The organism is Paenibacillus sp. A3M_27_13 (assembly GCF_024213315.1).
Lineage (GTDB): Bacteria > Bacillota > Bacilli > Paenibacillales > Paenibacillaceae > Paenibacillus > Paenibacillus polymyxa_B.
Map to the genome: position 1 here is coordinate 38,910 of NZ_JANAVE010000006.1, position 16,229 is coordinate 55,138.

Below are 16,229 nucleotides of genomic sequence, written 5' to 3' on the forward strand. Positions count from 1 at the left end.
CACGGCGTGTTTTCAATCAGAAGACGAAAAACCACCGGATAGCTAGGCGTCCAACCTATTCCCGGTGGTTTTTCTTGTCTTGACGCGATTGTTTCCAGGCGTTATGCAAAGTATTCAAGCCAGTAAAAACACCGACCAACTTCAACATACCGTCTAAAAGTTTCAGAGCCAATTCAAGAGATGACATAGCGTCACCCCCTTTCGGGTTTCGCCATGTCATTCCCACCGGTTACTTTGTCTTTATCTATTATACCAGTTTTTTGAAGATTACACCTGTTATTTTACAGAATGACATTGCCATTCTTAGCAATGTTTTTTGTATGAACGGTATACTACAAACAACAGTATAAAGAAGTCGTCACCTTCCTGGGGCATTTCGGTAAACAAAGTACTGATTAGTCATATACCATGCCTTTCCCTCTTCAGTTTCAACCAATCCCTTTTTTTGATCTAAGAAAACAATACTATTGCATCTCTTACAGGACCATTTTAATTTCTTGTATGCAGATCTTATAATGTAGCTTTCACCACATTTGCATTCTATCTGCGTTATGGTTTCTGCCTTGCCGTACGTGGAATCTAATTGAAGATCTTTTTTTGAATTTTCCGGAGGTATAGTTTCCAAGTGAATCCTTTGTTCAGAAAAATTATTATGTATCTTAAAATCTGCCACCAATTCAGGATTTAATCCAAAATAATCTCTATTAACTATGGTTACATATCTACTTCCCACGCGGTACAATTCTATCCATTCAGATATTTGTTTACTTGTGAAAACAACTAATCCTCTTTTTCACTATTCATCGTATAGGTCATAATACAATTTGTCTGGATTCATAGAATATTAATACTCCCCTTACCATACTTTTTTAAGACAAAGCACGTACTTTTTTTTATAGATATTCACGCAATTAATAACACAAATTTACCTTGTCTCATAATCTTCTGATGTGTACTTCATTATGTATGAATTATAAGTTAAAACGGTCCCAATGATTTTCTCTCCGAAAATTTGCATGTATCAATCACAACAGAAAGAGCACTACCAGAAGGCTGTGCTCTTTTCTTGCGCTTGGCAACGTCCTACTCTCCCAGGTCCCTACGGTCCAAGTATCATCGGCGCTGGAGGGCTTAACGATCGTGTTCGGGGTGGGTACTTATGGAACCCCACCGCTATCGCCACCAAACATGAATCTGCTTTGGAAATTCTATCTTCAAGAGAATTACACCCTGAAAACTGGATCCGAAACTTCATGTGCGCCTTTTCTTAGGAAAAGCCCTCGACCGATTAGTATTGGTCAGTCCATGCATTACTGAACTTCCACCCCCAACCTATCTACCTCGTCATCTTCAAGGGGTCTTACATACTGGGAAATCTCATCTTGAGGGGGCTTCACGCTTAGATGCTTTCAGCGCTTATCCCTTCCGTACATAGCTACCCAGCGGTGTTCCTGGCAGAGGGACCTACTTCAGCCCCAGGATGCGATGAGCCGACATCTAGGTGCCAAACCTCCCCGTCGATGTGGACTCTTGGGGGATAAGCCTGGAATGAAATTGTATCTTTAGAATAATAGATGTATCTTTTGCAATGAGTTTATAAAGGGAACATCAGCTGGAGAAAATTCATACAAACTCAAATCGGCAAAATTGATCCATTTAACCTCACTATGTTCCTTTACCTTAATTTCGCCGCTATTCCACTTGGCCCAGTACGCCATTAGTCTAATCACACCATCAGAGTATTTATAGATGCTGTCATCATAATGATGAAGAACATCAATTTGCATTCCTAGCTCTTCATAAATTTCTCTTTTTAAACACTCTTCAAAGCTTTCTCCAGCTTCAAGCTTTCCGCCAGGGAACTCCCATTTCCCCTCAAGCTTCATACCTTTTCCTCGCTTAGCGATGAGTATCTTTCCTCTATCTACTATAAGAGCAGCAGTAACAATTCTTGCTTTTACACCAAAGTGTTCTTCTCTATGACAGTTGGGGCATACAGCAACTGCATTCTCGACTGTATCGTCTCCTCCGTCTGCCAATGGGACTTTATGATGTACTTCTAAATATGGAGATAAATCACTCGCTCTAAGAAATGGCGCAGGTTGGTAGCATATTTCACAAATACCGTTAGCTCGCTTTAAAACTTCAACAATTACATCCGGATTTCTTTTATATGCTGTTGTGATAACAGGTACACTTTCGGGTTTTTTAGGAGCATTATTTAACCTAGCTTTACGATCCTGATCAGTGGATCTTTTGGCTTTCCTAACTTGCTTATCAACTTCATGTAAATATTCTTTTGTAGTTACCGAACTCTGCATATTTAAGGAATTCAACTTATTCAGGATAAACCATCTTGAACCATCTTCAGAGTTGTAATGGTGTGATTCAAACTCATATAAGCCATTCAAATTAAGAACAGTTCCATCTTTGGTAAACAAGTATATGGGTGTCTTGTTTTGAGCGGAGTTAATTATTGAAGCATTATATTTGTAATTTGGATCGAAATTGCCTCTTAAGCTATAGAAATAATATTTTATCTTTTCATTCTCTACAATCCATTCATTCGGATACTTTCCATCTGAGAAAGTTGATTTTATGAAGATAGCCTGTAATCTATCATTATTACCAATAAGATAAATACCTGACTGTGGATCATAAGTACGAGCAAGTATGGATATATCCCATGAAGTATAGTCAGCCCCGATCACGAAATCGTTAAGAACGGTAACATCATCTAGTTCATCCTTAAACTCTTCACAAAAACGAGGATATAAATCTTCGTACGTTTCTAAGCCAAGGTTTTTAAACCGTTCGTATAGCGCTGTCCCTGGTGAATTTGAAGGTTGTACAATTTCAAAACGTTGAAGATATCTTTTAAGATCGCCCACTCGTTTCATATTTCGAACGACAGTTCTAGAACGTATAACTTTGTTTTTAAACTCTTTTTCAAGTTCAGGATGATCTAGAGCAGGCGCCTCCACTTCGCGGATAACAAAGTTTATAGCTTGTTGTATTCTTGACATATAACACTCTCCATTAACTAAAATTCTTATCTTTCACATCCCACACCGTCACCATCACGATCCAGCTTTCTACTGTAACCTGGCTCACCTTCATAAATTGGATCGGCACCAGCAGCACGAACCGCAGAGCAGTTTTTATAGTATACATTTCTTGATGATTCTCTTGGTTCAGAATAAGTTTGGACGACTTCCTTTTTAGGAGTAACTACTTTAGGCTTAGATTCTTTTACACTTGAGTCATTACTTTTAGATTCAGTCTTTGCAGTTGCCTTTTGAACTGCCTTCTGATTGAATCCATCTTCTTGCGCATAGTTTTCAATACTCCAGATGCCTGTTCCACTCTTTTGAGCAGTAGCTTGAATCTCCTTGAATTGATCGACATATTTAACGTTTGGAGGATTTATGTAGGCCACCCGAGCATAACCTTTCTCGATTAACATTTCATTCAACATCTTATCTCCAACCCATACATAACCAAGTAGACGACCATACTTATCTCGTTCTGAAACATCAAGCTCTAGGGAAAGGTTACCTTGCTTTAATTGCTTTAGAGTAAAAGCAGAAGCTTCTTTTGCAAACGGTTGAACCGGTGTACCCTGTTTTACACTTTCAGGTGTATCCACTAGGAGTAGTCGAATCTTTTCCTCTTTCCCTTGAACTGATGCTTTAAATGTATCTCCATCCGTTCCCGCTATTAAAGTTATAGGAATACGTTTTGGTTGTTCAGAATCCGCCTTTTCGTTAGATGCTGAGGTAGAAACAATGTTTGAAGTTTGCTCAGATTTAGTTGTAGTAGGTACCACAGAAGTTTGTTCTACTTTAGCTGGGACAGCTGGTGCTTTATTCGCTAAATCCTGCTGCTTAACATTAGACAGATTGCCGATGAATGCTAGAAAGAAAATTCCGGCAAGTGAAAATAAAACTATGGCTAGTTTACTTTTTTGATTTGCTCTCTTAGCATTCTGATATTTTTTATACCCCCAGTAGCCAAGCCCTCCTGCTATAATAAGCAATCCTAAATACTTAATAATCGCAACAGCTACAATTACTGCAAAGATAATTCCTATGATTATTCCCTTTCCATTACTTCTCATGATATCCCCCTAGGTATTTAGTTCTAGGATAAATATACCATGAATATTTTCCAATATATATACTTTTATTACAAAAATCGCACGGATATTTTACTATTCTCTAGAGTTATCTGCTAGATACTTGCTAAAATGATATCCTCCAACTTGATCCAACTAAAATCATCCTCGCCACGAAACAGTTTTACTTCCCTGCGAGCAGTATTTATAGACGTGATTACACCTGTGAGTTCTTCGTCATCGAACGGACTAAAAACCACTATCGATATAGGTTGACGTGTGTTGTAAGAGACTATGAGCACCTGCTCAATTAGCTGCATTTCTTGATCATCAAGTTCAGGCTTACCACGCCGTTGGCGATCTTTCATAAGCTTTAGGTATGCTTCCTTATGTTCAGGGATGATTATCCGACTGCTTTCCCATAATCCATTGCCCTCAAGTTTCTTTCCCATGTATACAGCCTCCTGATGTGTAATGTAGAAATTATATTCCGAACATATGTTCTAGACAAGGCTTTTTGTATGCCGAATCCAAAACTTTTGTCCTAGAAAAATATTCCTAGGTCTGATAGACTATACGAAAATACAAAATCAGGGGGATAATATGAAAATTGTAACAGGCATATTGGTGGCTGCCGCGTTTCTAACGCTTGCAGCTTGCTCGCCTAAACAAACTGCCACAACAAATGACACCAAACCAGCTACTACGCCAACGAATACTGCCGCACCAGCAGCACCGGTGGAACAAAAGCAAGAAGATACGGTTACACCCATTAAAAAGGGCGAGACACTTACAATACAAGATTTCGCTGATATAACAGTAATGGGAAATAAGATTTCGAAAAAAATCGAACCCTCTAAACCGGGAGACTTCCACACACTATACGAATCCAAAGAAACAGACTCCACCTTCTTTGCTCTAATCATTAAAGCCAAAAATCTTGGGGCAGAAGGGATTAAAGCGGATAAAATAGCGGAAGTAAACCTGAAATTCGATAACAAATATGATTATGATACATTCAGCACTATTGAGGAACGTGGTGGTGAAGACTTTACTTACACCAACATAACCAGCGTAGACCCACTTAAAATGGGAACACTGTACTATCTTTCAGAGATACCCAATGAGGTGGCTAAAAGTGATAAACCATTAAAAGCAGAGATAAAGATTCAGGATAAAGTTTACGAATATACGATCAGATAAAAAACAACCCCGGAGCAATCCGGGGTTTTAATATTTCTATAACCATTATGACTATTGTCAACAGAGGTAATTCCATTGCCTGTATAAAATGAATATGATAACATAAGAATAGAAAAGGGGAACGGCTACCACCGCTCCCCTGTACGACTTACCGCTATAAGAGCGGTCAGCAATTGAGGTTTGATCCAGAAATAGACCGGTTCCTCACCAGAGCGGTCTATTTCCTTTTATGGAAAGAAAGTATCAGGATCACCAACGTTGCGAATTGAATCATCAACATTAGCGCGTCTTTAACTTCCATGGCATCACCTCCCTTCCGGGAGATTAGCCGACCGCCCTTTATAGCCGTTTTGTCGCACAATCCAGATTATACCACAAACAAGCCCTAGGTAGGTCCGGAGACTTGCCTTCTATTTTTCCATTAATTTATTAAATATCTCTCTATCTTTGGAAGTAAAGTCGGTAATCCGTTTCTTTTGCTCGTACTTGTTGGTACTTGAATCTAATTTAATGAAGCCATTTTCCCCAACCACATAGACGATATTTTTTTTTATCTTATATGACACAATATTATCAACAGCTTTTTCTAGTGGATCAGCAAGATGATTATAAAGTATTAAAGGGTCTTGCGGCCCCCCTCTCAAAATTTGAAAAGTCCCGTCACCAAAATATTCTACGGTATCTTTGCCTGATGGGTATTTATACTTCGTATTATCCCCGGAATTCACCAGGAAAATTAGAGTAGTAGTTATAACTAGTAGAGAGATCAAGATCAAAATAAAGATATATCTACGCTTCATCTGCAATTCACACCTCACTTCCAAGCTTTTCTTGTATCAGTTACTGTTACATAAGACGTATACTCATTTAGTGTTCCCCATGATTCCATTAAATTTGTTAGGTTTGCTGCAGCCCAACCAAGTTTGTTGTTCCCAGTAAACATTTGCTTAAAATTATACTCAAAATTATAGACATCAGAATACGTTGTAGTAATTTTCCATTGCCCGTTTACATATGTTCCATCTATTTTGTACTTCATTTTGTGAAAAGCATTATATAAATCTCTATCACTTTCTAATTGCTCAGATCCATTATAAGAAAAACTTTTAACTTTTTTAGCATTAGCTTTTTTGACTTCATCATTAACTATTGCGATGTGCTCTTTAGATTTTTTAACTTGCTGCGCCTCATATGACCATTCGTTAAAGTTTAAATTTCCTGGTTTGTACTCAAGTGAATGTTTAAGTAAATTGGCTGTGATGTCCCCGTACTTCTTTCGAGCTATAGGAACAGCTACTAATATAAATGCTTTACGATCAGGATAATGTATTACAGTGTCTGTCGAATCTTTTACCTTCTCTACGCCTCGCACCCAAGTCTTTTCTAGTTCTACCATCGGATTTTCAAACGGAAAAGTATTATTTCCTGCATACACTAACATATTCTTACTATATGCGCCTTCCAGCACTTTTTGCGAGACATCAGACTGATCCTTTTCTCTTGTTTCCTTAGGTTCTACCTGAGGAGTGTATTGAATTTTTCCCAATTGATCTTCTTTTTGTTTTAGAACAAGTTCAAACTCAAGGATCTCTTTACTGGTATCAATCTGTTCTTGATACTTAACTACATAAGCGTGTGTAAACGTAATATCTCGGATTGTGTTTTCATTTCTAACGATTTGGATATTACATTTGCGATAGTAATCCTCACTATCAGGTTTATATTCTGTGTTTGCCCATGTATACAGCATGTTGGAACTATCCGCATTGTCTACAACAGAAGGAAGCGAATGAAGCGGAATTTTACTTCGAATATGTAGCGAATGAGTCAAGTTTGGAGACTTAGCTGAAAGATTTATAGAACTATTATTCTTATAAGTAAAGCCAATGATCTCGCCTTTTACAAACTCGATTGGTTCACCACCGGAATTGCGTTCTATTCTTAATGAAATGCTCATTGAAATAATCTCCTCTGTTAATTCAATCTAGTTTTGTAGGAAATATATGTGAAAAACTAATTTCCAAATATTAATATATAGGAAAAATATTAAATAGTAAACATATTTTCAACATGGTAAAGGACGACAATAGAGTTTCGTAACCTCAGCAAATTATATGAAGAAGCTAAAACGAAATATATGCTAGCTAACACAGACCTGTTAGAAACGATAAAAGCTCTGCCGACCAATTAGGTTAGCAGAGCTTTTTACTTATTTAGAGTATTCACTTACTTCAAACGTTAAGATACGATCATACAACATGTAATTCTTACGGCTGCTGAATGGGCCTTTGTTGTTATCGTGCTTGTTGATTGCATATGAAGCCGATCCAGAACCAGCCTGCTTGCCCTCATACCAAGCGATAAAGTCATTGACCTCTTTCATGCTTAGGTCAAATTCCTTCTCCAAGCCAGTAGTCATGGTAACTACCAGAATTGCACGGTTACCTGATGGTGATTGAGGATTAGTAGCCCCACCAGTCGATGGTTCATCAGGTTTTGTTGTACCAGGCTCGCTTGGTTTGCTTGGCTCTCCCGTAGAAGGATTACCCGGAGTTGTCGGCTCAGTTGTTTGAGGCTCATTTGGTGTAACAGCTACTTCATTAGAAATAACAGTCTCGACTCCATTAAAAATAGCTACTACTTGAAAGTAGTAAGTCGTCCCGTTCGTCAAATTTGGAATGACAAGGTTACCTTTTGTATCTTTTTCTACAGAGATTGAATCAGAATATTTATTGGGCTGGGTTCCATAATTAATTTTGTAGTTCGTAGCTTCTTTAATTGTATTCCAGTTCAACTTAGCAGATCCATTCTGTGGCTGACCTGTAAGATCTATGGTTTCAAACGTTCCCAAAGTGATCTCGTTAAATGCTAACCAAGATGAACCACCGTCTGCCTCAATTCTTATACCATCATATGCACCCTGCTTCACCTTAATAGGGGGTGGTGTTGTATATGTAGCTTTTAGAGAATGAGTCACTTGATCGCTTATTTTAACCCACTTTTCACCTTCTAGCCCGTAGATAGTGTATGAAACTTCTCTTACTGGCTGTGCAGCAGTAGTAATATGGACGAAATTTAATTCTATAGCACTAGGAAATTTTAATTCTATATTTCCTTTGTATGTCCCGGCGTTCCAATACGTTTGAATGCTCCCATCAATTGATTTTTCAGCAATGTAATCAAGGTAACTGCTACTAGCTTTTGCAATGGTTCCATATGGTGGTGAAAACCCAAGCATTCCCTCAACTGTTTTGTTCAATGTTGCTGCATGTGTAGCTGACGGTAGTAACATGATACTAATTAGAAAAAAAGATAAAACCGTAGCCAAGAATTTCTTTGACATGATTATTAGCCCCCCATGAATATCTTCTATATCCATAAAGATAAATTAACACTCTTACATTGTCTAAACATAAACTTGCTGATCTATAAATATAATCTAAATATTTGCATATTTATTTTTTATTGGGTATGAAAAAGACTCTACTGGCGCTTGGCTAGTAGAGTCCCATATCTTTATTTCACTATGAATCTTACCTTTGTACCATCAGTATACTTATCTAACTGATGACTTACCCATGATCCTGCTCCCCGGTTATCACTAGGGGTTATGTATCGAATATCAGCGCCTGCGCCACCTTCAGCACACATTGCCATTGGCCATTCATCGCGGTCATATCCTTTTTTAGTCGGATAACCCTTTAGAGACTCTTTCCTGTTTTCCTCAGCTCCATCCCTATCAATTGTACATACCGCTGAATGTCCAACTGCTATAGCATCTTTGATATGTGCTCCGGTTTCAGGATAGCGTGAGCTTGGGAACTCCAACGTATACTCAGCTGCTGCTTGTTGACTGATTGCTGTCGGTTCAGCATAGACGCCTTGTACCGAGAAAATAGCAGCTAGTAAAAATACAATTAATCCTCTTACAAATCCTTTTACCATACGACACCTCCATAGTATTTAAATCTTCTCTATACTAATTGGAGAGTCATGTCGAAGTATCGCATAACTTGTTGCAAAACAAAAAAGACCTTCTAGTTATGGAGAACTTGAGAGAGTGAAAATTAAAATTCGCTATTAAACTTTATTTTAAATATATAGACATAATTGTTTATATATTCCTTTTTATTGTTTGTATGATTACTGAGCAAATAAAACAAAAAGGGGAATATCCATGAAAAGACTATTACCGATTCTACTTTCTCTATTCTTACTTCCTTGGTTTGCACAAGTAACGCATGCCGCGACCCCAGAAGCAACCAGTCTAATATCTAAAATGACGTCAAATACTAGCCCTTCAGGTAAAGTCACCTATAGTGCCGCATACAGCGGTCTCGAAGGATATAAAGCATTTGATGGAAAGCCGAACTATAGCACGGCTGGAAATTATACTGCCTGGGGAACGTCCCCTAAGAATGGGTGGCTCGCTTATGAGTTTTCAACTCCGCAAATTGTCACTAAATATGTTCTTTATTATGGAGGCTACTCCACTAGCAATCCACCAGATGCTGGTAAAGATATGCCTAATACCTGGACTTTTGAGGGATCCAACGACGGAGTAACATGGACCGTTCTCGATGATAAATCTAATTATATTTTTACTTCTGGAGCTAATGAGTTCTCACTTAATAATAAAGACCAATTTAAAACCTACAAAATAAATATTGCTAAAAATAACGGAGCTACTGGCAAGGATGTCAATCTGTCCGTTCATGAAATGGAAATGTGGGGTTACGACCCTGCAACTCAAACTCCTGATCCTGTAGATCCAACACCGAGCCCTAATCCTGATCCGTCTAATCCTACTGATCCAACCGAACCAACACAACCAACAGGTGACCGCGCAATTTTGGTTGTGACACTGGATACAGGGTTGGAGAAGGAATTCGACCTGAGCATGAAAGAAGTAAACCCTTTCATCACTTGGTATGAAGGTAAACAATCTGGATCTGGTACAGCATCTTATGCCATTGATAAGCACAACAACAACAAAGGTCCATACAGTAACCGTAAAGACTACGTAATCTTCAACAAGATACTCACATTTGAAGTAAGCGAGTATTCAACTAAATAATAAACAACATAGGACTCCATACTGGTTACATACCAGCGGAGTCCTTTTTCACATCTACTCTAAATTCAAACTACTTACGAAAGAAATAAGATCCATTAATCTTGATAGCTTCCGGTGTAATCTTCTCTACTACTCCACCATAATCCACAATATCTATCAAATCCTCACCCAACGGCTGGACTACATATACTCTTACCTGGTTTAATGCAGCTGCAAATAGTTCGATATCCAACTTTAACACTTTATATGTATGGTTCATGCTGATCACCTCGGTCATTTATTCGATGAATAATGTGGTAATTCCTCCAACGACAAAAATAGACTCGCCAGTTACCTAGCGAGCCTTAATTTTAAGTTTAATGTAATGGAGCCTGATCCCAATCCGCCTGCAAATCGACACCGAACTGTCTTATTGCTTCTTTAGTAGCAAAAAGACAGAAATCTTGTTGAGAACCGTAAAAATTCAGCTTGTATAGGGTGCCCGAGTCAACCTCTTCCCAGTTTAACTCATAAAGATCTTTCTCGAATGATGAATACGATCCATTTAAACTTTTTACGGGGAATTGCGAAGTGGCTTCAATATAATTCTTAACAGTGATATTTGTCCACCCAAAATCCAAATCATATATCTTTTTATCCGATTTGAAGTATTTAAAATTGAGCTGACACCCTTCACGTTCACCCGGGATATGATATTTGAATGTAAATTCAACACATGTCCCTTCTTCATTTTTGTCTTTAAGAATAGCCATTGTTCTCTCCTCTTTATTTAAAATTCCACATAGACTTAAACCAACGTTTTTTCACATTTACTCGATAATTAATAGTGTCCTTACCGTTATCGCTATAAATTGTGATTACATCATTCGCGCTATTATCCAAAATGGCTATTATTTTATTATTAGGATCATAGACAACACGAGCTCCTGTTTGAATATCAACATATTTTTCAACTGCTCGCATACCGGATGCTTTGCCTTCAAGCAGATTGTCAATCATAAGAGTAGTAATTCCATCTTTAATAGCTTCTTCAATGGCATGTTTAGTTAAGTTTGTTATAACATTTCTTGTAGTGGTTTGAACAGCAACAGAACTACCTCTTTTGAAAAGTTGTTGTATTGTAAACTTAATTATATGACCAATTGATGCTGGTTGAGCTGCAAACGGAGTAATGTGATTTTGATCAAATTCAGATTGAATGCCAGACTGATTTTCCTTGTATTCTTCATACACTTTATCCAATTGTCTGTCATATTCCTCAGTAACTTCTTCAGACTGATGAGTGATTTCTTCAGCTGAAGTTGCAGTCAAACCAAAAATATTAAATAATAAAATAACGGATAAAATTGCGGCAAAATACTTAGCTATTCTCTTCAAGTTAGCACCTCTATGTTTTATTTTTAACAAGTATGGTTGGCCAACCAATATTTACAATAATAATACAACTTGAATTATTATACAATTATGCTCTTTTTTACACTTGAAATTTTAACATATTTTTGAACTTTATTTATTGAATTTAATTGTAGAAATGCACAAAACAACCGACTAGCTTAGCTGTCGGGTGTTACCAATGCTTTCGGATTAAACAACAGTGTTTCCGTATGTGTTGTTATCAGCATAATTATCCGGATGATTTTGTAAACAAAATATGTTGGTTCATGCTGATCACCTCGATAATTCATTCGGTGAACGGTGTGGTAATTCCTACAAGTAAAAAAATCTCCGCCAACCAATTAAGGTTAGCGGAGATTTGCTTTACTTACGTTTAAGCGCCTCCATGTGTTGCAAAGATTTGAAATCCCTCATTATGGCTGTACAGATAAATAGGTACAGTTAAGGTAAACAAAAAACTACTCGCAACGATCAACATTACCACTTTTTTCAACATTGTTTAACCACACCTTTTCAATGAGATTGTAAAACTCTGTTTTGGTTTCAGGAACCGCATGGGCTTTGAAACGCACAAACAACCCCATACAATTTATAAAATATGTCTCATTATTTAGTATATGCGCTTTTACCATTGCACTAAACAAATGATTAAAGCCATCATCGTATATCCCATGACTTAAATAATAATAAGCCAATTCATATCCACACAGTGCCGAGTAGTCTGGTATCACTTGCTGGGTATACATATCATCTGATGATGGTCGCTGAGAAAAAGAGGCAATCTCAGTTTCAAATCGTTCAAGTATATCATTTAAATCCAGCTTATAACGGTTAGCCGCTATCATAATGTTAAGTAGTTGAGTGACCCTATCTTCTTGAATTGCATCTGACGATTCATCAATATAGTTTAGATATTCATGAAGCACACTTATATCACCAGATAAAAGCCTATATGCAAGTATATTAGCTTGTGACCAGTGTTTAAACAAACCGATCCAGTGTTGGGTATCCCCGTCGGTCTCTCTAACCCATTCTAAATTGGAGTAGGCATATGTATAATGCAATGCCTGCTTATAATCACCCAGCTCTTCACATGCATTGGCACACAACAAATGTGCATAAGCGATGTACACAAATAAGGGACGGCTTAGCTCATTAGTAGATTCAGTATGTTCTCGGCCGTTCTGTTGATATTTCAAAGTATATTGGATTTCCGCTTTATCTCTCATTTTCCTTGCCATTTCTTCTACCTTGTCCCACTTACGCAATGAACGATACACATTAGCCAAGTCCTTCAATGCGTCTAGCTGGTCTAGTTCATCAAGGCGTTCCACAAAAGCTTCAAACACCGCTGCTGTCCCTATGTTACGGCTTTGATCGTCTCCAATCTGAATCGTGAATATGCGATATTGGCAGACTGCCAAACGTTCAGAATGTTGATATCTCTCCGTTTCAGCTACTCCCTCATAGAGTAAGAATGCAGCCGCATTTTTTCCCTGCGCCAACAATCCTTCTGCAATTTCAAATAGCTTAGGCGAATACAGTAGATTATCCATGATGGCTCCCACTACTCGACGGATTGCATCCAACTTGCCCAACTCCGCACAGCGAAACAAAAACGGCTCGATTCGCCTCATATTCGGGGGATGGTCGATGATAAAGTTTTCTATAAACAGATCATAAAAGTGACCTTCTGGTAAGCCCATAGCCCCAGTAATTAGGTCAAGCTGGTTAATAGACATAGACTTATTCCCTGACACAATGGCGCTTACCGCTCCCCTATTCATGCCTGCTATATGTCCAAACTCCGTCATGCTTAAACCTTCTTGTTGTAGGTATCTATCTAATTCTGCTCGAATCGTAGGTGTATGCTTCATGTCATATCCACCCTTCATACAGAAATTCCAAAACTTTTATATTATTGCATTCTATTGTTGTCCATAATTTAACAGTTGTCAATAACCTTCTTTTTGGCCTTTTAAGCCTATACCCACCTACTAATCTATTAAATATATTCATATATTCCATAAAAAGGTTGACGATATCAATAGACCCGTTTATGCTATTTATGGATTTACAAATATTTCAAGGAGGCGTTTTGTTTGAAAGTAAAATTTCTACCGCAAGCTTTTCTGGCTGCAACGCTATTCATTTCTTTGGGGATCGTCTATCCAACTACCTCAAATGCCGAAAAAGGAGATAAAATCCCTGACCGTATGTTAGCGGGTACCATCATTCAATACGATGAGAACAATAACATGGTTGTATTGGAAAAAGGAACTCCGGTACCTGAACACCAAAAATCTAAAGCTGCTATTGCTCCACTGACTGCTGAACAACAAGCTGAGCTAGAAAAAGAAAAACAGCAGGATAAAGAGATCGAAGAAGCAACCAAATCACTGCCGGTATATCATATTGATAATCCTGACCCTCAGCCTGGTTTAAAAGTAATTTATGACGGCGAAGGTTTTATCAAAGATATTATCTTGCCTGATCAAAAGGAAATCAACTGGGACTTATACATACGGAGAATACGATAATAAAATTAAAGTTCGTGGAACATCTAGTGACTATGTTCGAGAGTCAGGGAGTTTATTATTTAGGTAGCACTTCTCAGAAAAATCAGGAAGAAGGACGCGGCATATATTATTATGATTTCACATCGAAAATTCAACCCCCCATCTTTATAACAAGAAGAGGGTTTCATCGGTAACTTCATGCTGCTGAACAAGTAATTGTTCTGATTGTCGCAATGCCAAAGAGCCGGAAAAGAAGATTCTCTCTCCGGATTTCTTTATCTGATACCAATCACTAAATCTATTGCGGAACCTCTCCCACAATTGTACCTTTGTACGCTCCTCTCTTACTAGCTAAGCCAGTAGAGCATTTAGTGTTTACTTTGAAACTGTATCCGTATTAGTCTATTCCGTAATAACAGTTGTTTGATCGGGTGTTGTTGGCACAGTAATAGGTGCAGTGGCAGAAGCAGGACTTCTTGCACAATCCCTAAAAATCCAAGATAGGGGAAAGGGAATTACGATAAACTTGATATGGACAGGATACTCCATCACAAGCAACTCTTAATTCCCATCTTTAACAGCCCCCGCTGGAGCATGTGATAGGCATAATGACTAAATGGAGCTGGTGTTATCTATAATTCATTCACTTCAATATTTTTCGTTGTACTTGCTATAATAATTCAAATTACAATACGAAAATTGGAGCCTCGGATAAGTAAAAGTACAATGTTGAAAGTGAGAATTGCAATAACAACAACAGTCCTGCTTATCGGAGTCGTGTTGTATATAATTGACCCTCAGTGGTGGATCGTGATTGCTTTTGCAATATTTTTCTGTATACTGCTTGTTATGCTTTTTATAAATTTTTTGAAAAGACGAAGCAAATCACATTGATTTATGATTTCCATACTCATCGTTTAACAAGATCCTTCCTTTAATGGAGGGCTTTTATATTTCACACTAAATCTTTTGGTGTAAATCCCATATGAGCAATGACAAAAAAACTCCCCGCCGACCAATTAAGGTTAGCGGGGATTTAATCCCCCCCCTTAATTCACATAACAACCACATTTAATAGTACTTGCTGACTATGTACATAATATATGATTTAATTATAATTATATTTGCAGTTAAATAATAGTAAGAAAGGATTTGTTTTTAAAAAAAATGATGGTTTTTGGTGTCGTCGCATCGTTACTTCTACTTCTAAGTCCCGCTGCATTTTCACAAGATTCGATTTCGGCTAATCAAACTGACAGCATAAAAATGATTGAAACAAAAACGCCTCAAAATGACAATGTTATCACTCCTTTTGATTTTCAATTGATTAATCCTATACATCATACCGGAAAAGGAGCATTTGAGAATACTTTCTCCATGGACCCTGAAAATGGAAAGGACGCCAATGTGTACGTCAAAAATAATGGAAGTGCAACAATATATATTGAGTTTGGTAAAGACGGAAAAGACCCTATAGAATCCTCACTCAAACCCGGGAAACAAAAGAACATTCAGGTTTACACCAAAAAAACAAATTCATATAAGTTATACATTTATAACATGGACGGTTCTAGTATGGATCTCCAGGTAAGCGCGAGACAATTCTAATTAATGTGCAGCAATTACTAAGTGGATTCATATACATCCGACTCACATAAAACAGAGAAGGACTCTATCGGCTATATACCGTTAGAGTCCTCTTTCACATCTACTCTAAATTCAAATTGATTCCGTATGTAATAAGCTCCAGCAATCTTAACCGAATCAGGCGAAAACTTTTCTATAGTGCCACCATAGTCTACAACCGATATAAAATCCTCGCCCAACGACTGAACAACGTATACCTTTACCTGGCTTAATGCAGCAGCAAATAGTTCGATATCCGACTTTAACACTTTATATGTATGGTTCATGCTGA

Annotated in this window: 18 protein-coding genes, 1 rRNA gene, 1 pseudogene and 1 other annotated feature; of the genes and pseudogenes, 4 read left to right on the forward strand and 16 right to left on the reverse strand. The window is 37.7% G+C overall.

The features are described 5' to 3' along the window. Positions 1 to 55: 55 nt before the first annotated feature. From NLX82_RS27615 to NLX82_RS19395, 6 genes and pseudogenes are all read right to left on the reverse strand, one after another. The gene (locus NLX82_RS27615; protein WP_302055899.1) at positions 56 to 187 is read right to left on the reverse strand and encodes a hypothetical protein; all 132 of its coding nucleotides are present in this window, start codon (positions 185 to 187) and stop codon (positions 56 to 58) included. A 171-nt stretch (positions 188 to 358) separates the two neighbouring features. Beyond that, positions 359 to 816 (reverse strand): annotated as a pseudogene (locus tag NLX82_RS19375) (hypothetical protein). A 254-nt stretch (positions 817 to 1,070) separates the two neighbouring features. Beyond that, positions 1,071 to 1,187: ribosomal RNA gene (gene rrf, locus NLX82_RS19380) — 5S ribosomal RNA — on the reverse strand. A 93-nt stretch (positions 1,188 to 1,280) separates the two neighbouring features. Next, positions 1,281 to 1,520: a sequence feature (23S ribosomal RNA rRNA prediction is too short), on the reverse strand. A 42-nt stretch (positions 1,521 to 1,562) separates the two neighbouring features. After that, positions 1,563 to 3,026 (reverse strand): NUDIX domain-containing protein, encoded by a 1,464-nt coding sequence (locus NLX82_RS19385; RefSeq protein WP_254348794.1) that lies wholly within the window; start codon positions 3,024 to 3,026, stop codon positions 1,563 to 1,565. 26 nt (positions 3,027 to 3,052) lie between these two features. Further along, positions 3,053 to 4,120, reverse strand: a complete 1,068-nt coding sequence (locus tag NLX82_RS19390) for a thermonuclease family protein (RefSeq protein ID WP_254348795.1) — start codon at positions 4,118 to 4,120, stop codon at positions 3,053 to 3,055. Between the two features lie 113 nt (positions 4,121 to 4,233). Further along, on the reverse strand, positions 4,234 to 4,569 hold the full coding sequence (locus NLX82_RS19395; protein ID WP_254328682.1) for a YolD-like family protein: 336 nt from the start codon (positions 4,567 to 4,569) through the stop codon (positions 4,234 to 4,236). Positions 4,570 to 4,720: 151 nt separating this feature from the next. On the opposite strand from NLX82_RS19395, the gene NLX82_RS19400 reads away from it, so the two are divergent. Beyond that, a complete protein-coding gene (locus tag NLX82_RS19400; protein ID WP_254348796.1) occupies positions 4,721 to 5,320 on the forward strand; it encodes a YgdI/YgdR family lipoprotein in 600 nt (199 codons plus the stop codon). A gap of 217 nt (positions 5,321 to 5,537) precedes the next feature. On the opposite strand, the gene NLX82_RS27795 is transcribed toward NLX82_RS19400, so the two are convergent. The 5 genes from NLX82_RS27795 to NLX82_RS19420 all read right to left on the reverse strand — a co-directional run bounded on the left by NLX82_RS27795 (position 5,538) and on the right by NLX82_RS19420 (position 9,265). Beyond that, on the reverse strand, positions 5,538 to 5,621 hold the full coding sequence (locus NLX82_RS27795; protein WP_277813538.1) for a putative holin-like toxin: 84 nt from the start codon (positions 5,619 to 5,621) through the stop codon (positions 5,538 to 5,540). A gap of 109 nt (positions 5,622 to 5,730) precedes the next feature. Then, entirely contained in the window at positions 5,731 to 6,120 is a 390-nt protein-coding gene (locus tag NLX82_RS19405) for a hypothetical protein (RefSeq protein ID WP_254348797.1), read from the reverse strand. Positions 6,121 to 6,134: 14 nt separating this feature from the next. Next, positions 6,135 to 7,277 carry a hypothetical protein gene (locus NLX82_RS19410; RefSeq protein WP_254348798.1) on the reverse strand — a complete coding sequence of 381 codons (1,143 nt, stop codon included), beginning with the start codon at positions 7,275 to 7,277 and terminating at the stop codon, positions 6,135 to 6,137. Between the two features lie 252 nt (positions 7,278 to 7,529). Then, entirely contained in the window at positions 7,530 to 8,663 is a 1,134-nt protein-coding gene (locus NLX82_RS19415) for a fibronectin type III domain-containing protein (protein ID WP_254348799.1), read from the reverse strand. Positions 8,664 to 8,836: 173 nt separating this feature from the next. Further along, a complete protein-coding gene (locus NLX82_RS19420; protein ID WP_254348800.1) occupies positions 8,837 to 9,265 on the reverse strand; it encodes a NucA/NucB deoxyribonuclease domain-containing protein in 429 nt (142 codons plus the stop codon). Between the two features lie 232 nt (positions 9,266 to 9,497). Between NLX82_RS19420 and NLX82_RS19425 the strand changes: the two genes are divergently transcribed. Further along, a complete protein-coding gene (locus tag NLX82_RS19425; protein WP_254348801.1) occupies positions 9,498 to 10,397 on the forward strand; it encodes a discoidin domain-containing protein in 900 nt (299 codons plus the stop codon). 70 nt (positions 10,398 to 10,467) lie between these two features. Here NLX82_RS19425 and NLX82_RS19430 read toward each other — a convergent pair whose 3' ends face one another. The 4 genes from NLX82_RS19430 to NLX82_RS19445 all read right to left on the reverse strand — a co-directional run bounded on the left by NLX82_RS19430 (position 10,468) and on the right by NLX82_RS19445 (position 13,669). After that, positions 10,468 to 10,656, reverse strand: a complete 189-nt coding sequence (locus NLX82_RS19430) for a hypothetical protein (protein WP_254348802.1) — start codon at positions 10,654 to 10,656, stop codon at positions 10,468 to 10,470. A gap of 97 nt (positions 10,657 to 10,753) precedes the next feature. After that, complete coding sequence (locus tag NLX82_RS19435) at positions 10,754 to 11,149, reverse strand: hypothetical protein (protein WP_076158291.1); 396 nt, start codon at positions 11,147 to 11,149, stop codon at positions 10,754 to 10,756. A 13-nt stretch (positions 11,150 to 11,162) separates the two neighbouring features. Further along, a complete protein-coding gene (locus tag NLX82_RS19440; RefSeq protein ID WP_254348803.1) occupies positions 11,163 to 11,774 on the reverse strand; it encodes a DUF4258 domain-containing protein in 612 nt (203 codons plus the stop codon). A 476-nt stretch (positions 11,775 to 12,250) separates the two neighbouring features. Continuing rightward, a complete protein-coding gene (locus tag NLX82_RS19445; RefSeq protein WP_254348804.1) occupies positions 12,251 to 13,669 on the reverse strand; it encodes a transcriptional regulator in 1,419 nt (472 codons plus the stop codon). A gap of 225 nt (positions 13,670 to 13,894) precedes the next feature. Here NLX82_RS19445 and NLX82_RS19450 point away from each other — a divergent pair, with 225 nt between their 5' ends. Together NLX82_RS19450 and NLX82_RS19455 are read left to right on the forward strand one after the other, a co-directional pair. Further along, positions 13,895 to 14,332, forward strand: a complete 438-nt coding sequence (locus NLX82_RS19450) for a hypothetical protein (RefSeq protein ID WP_254348805.1) — start codon at positions 13,895 to 13,897, stop codon at positions 14,330 to 14,332. 1,131 nt (positions 14,333 to 15,463) lie between these two features. Then, the gene (locus NLX82_RS19455; protein WP_254348806.1) at positions 15,464 to 15,919 is read left to right on the forward strand and encodes a hypothetical protein; all 456 of its coding nucleotides are present in this window, start codon (positions 15,464 to 15,466) and stop codon (positions 15,917 to 15,919) included. A gap of 71 nt (positions 15,920 to 15,990) precedes the next feature. On the opposite strand, the gene NLX82_RS19460 is transcribed toward NLX82_RS19455, so the two are convergent. After that, positions 15,991 to 16,224, reverse strand: a complete 234-nt coding sequence (locus NLX82_RS19460; RefSeq protein WP_254348807.1) for a hypothetical protein — start codon at positions 16,222 to 16,224, stop codon at positions 15,991 to 15,993. Positions 16,225 to 16,229 lie beyond the last annotated feature (5 nt).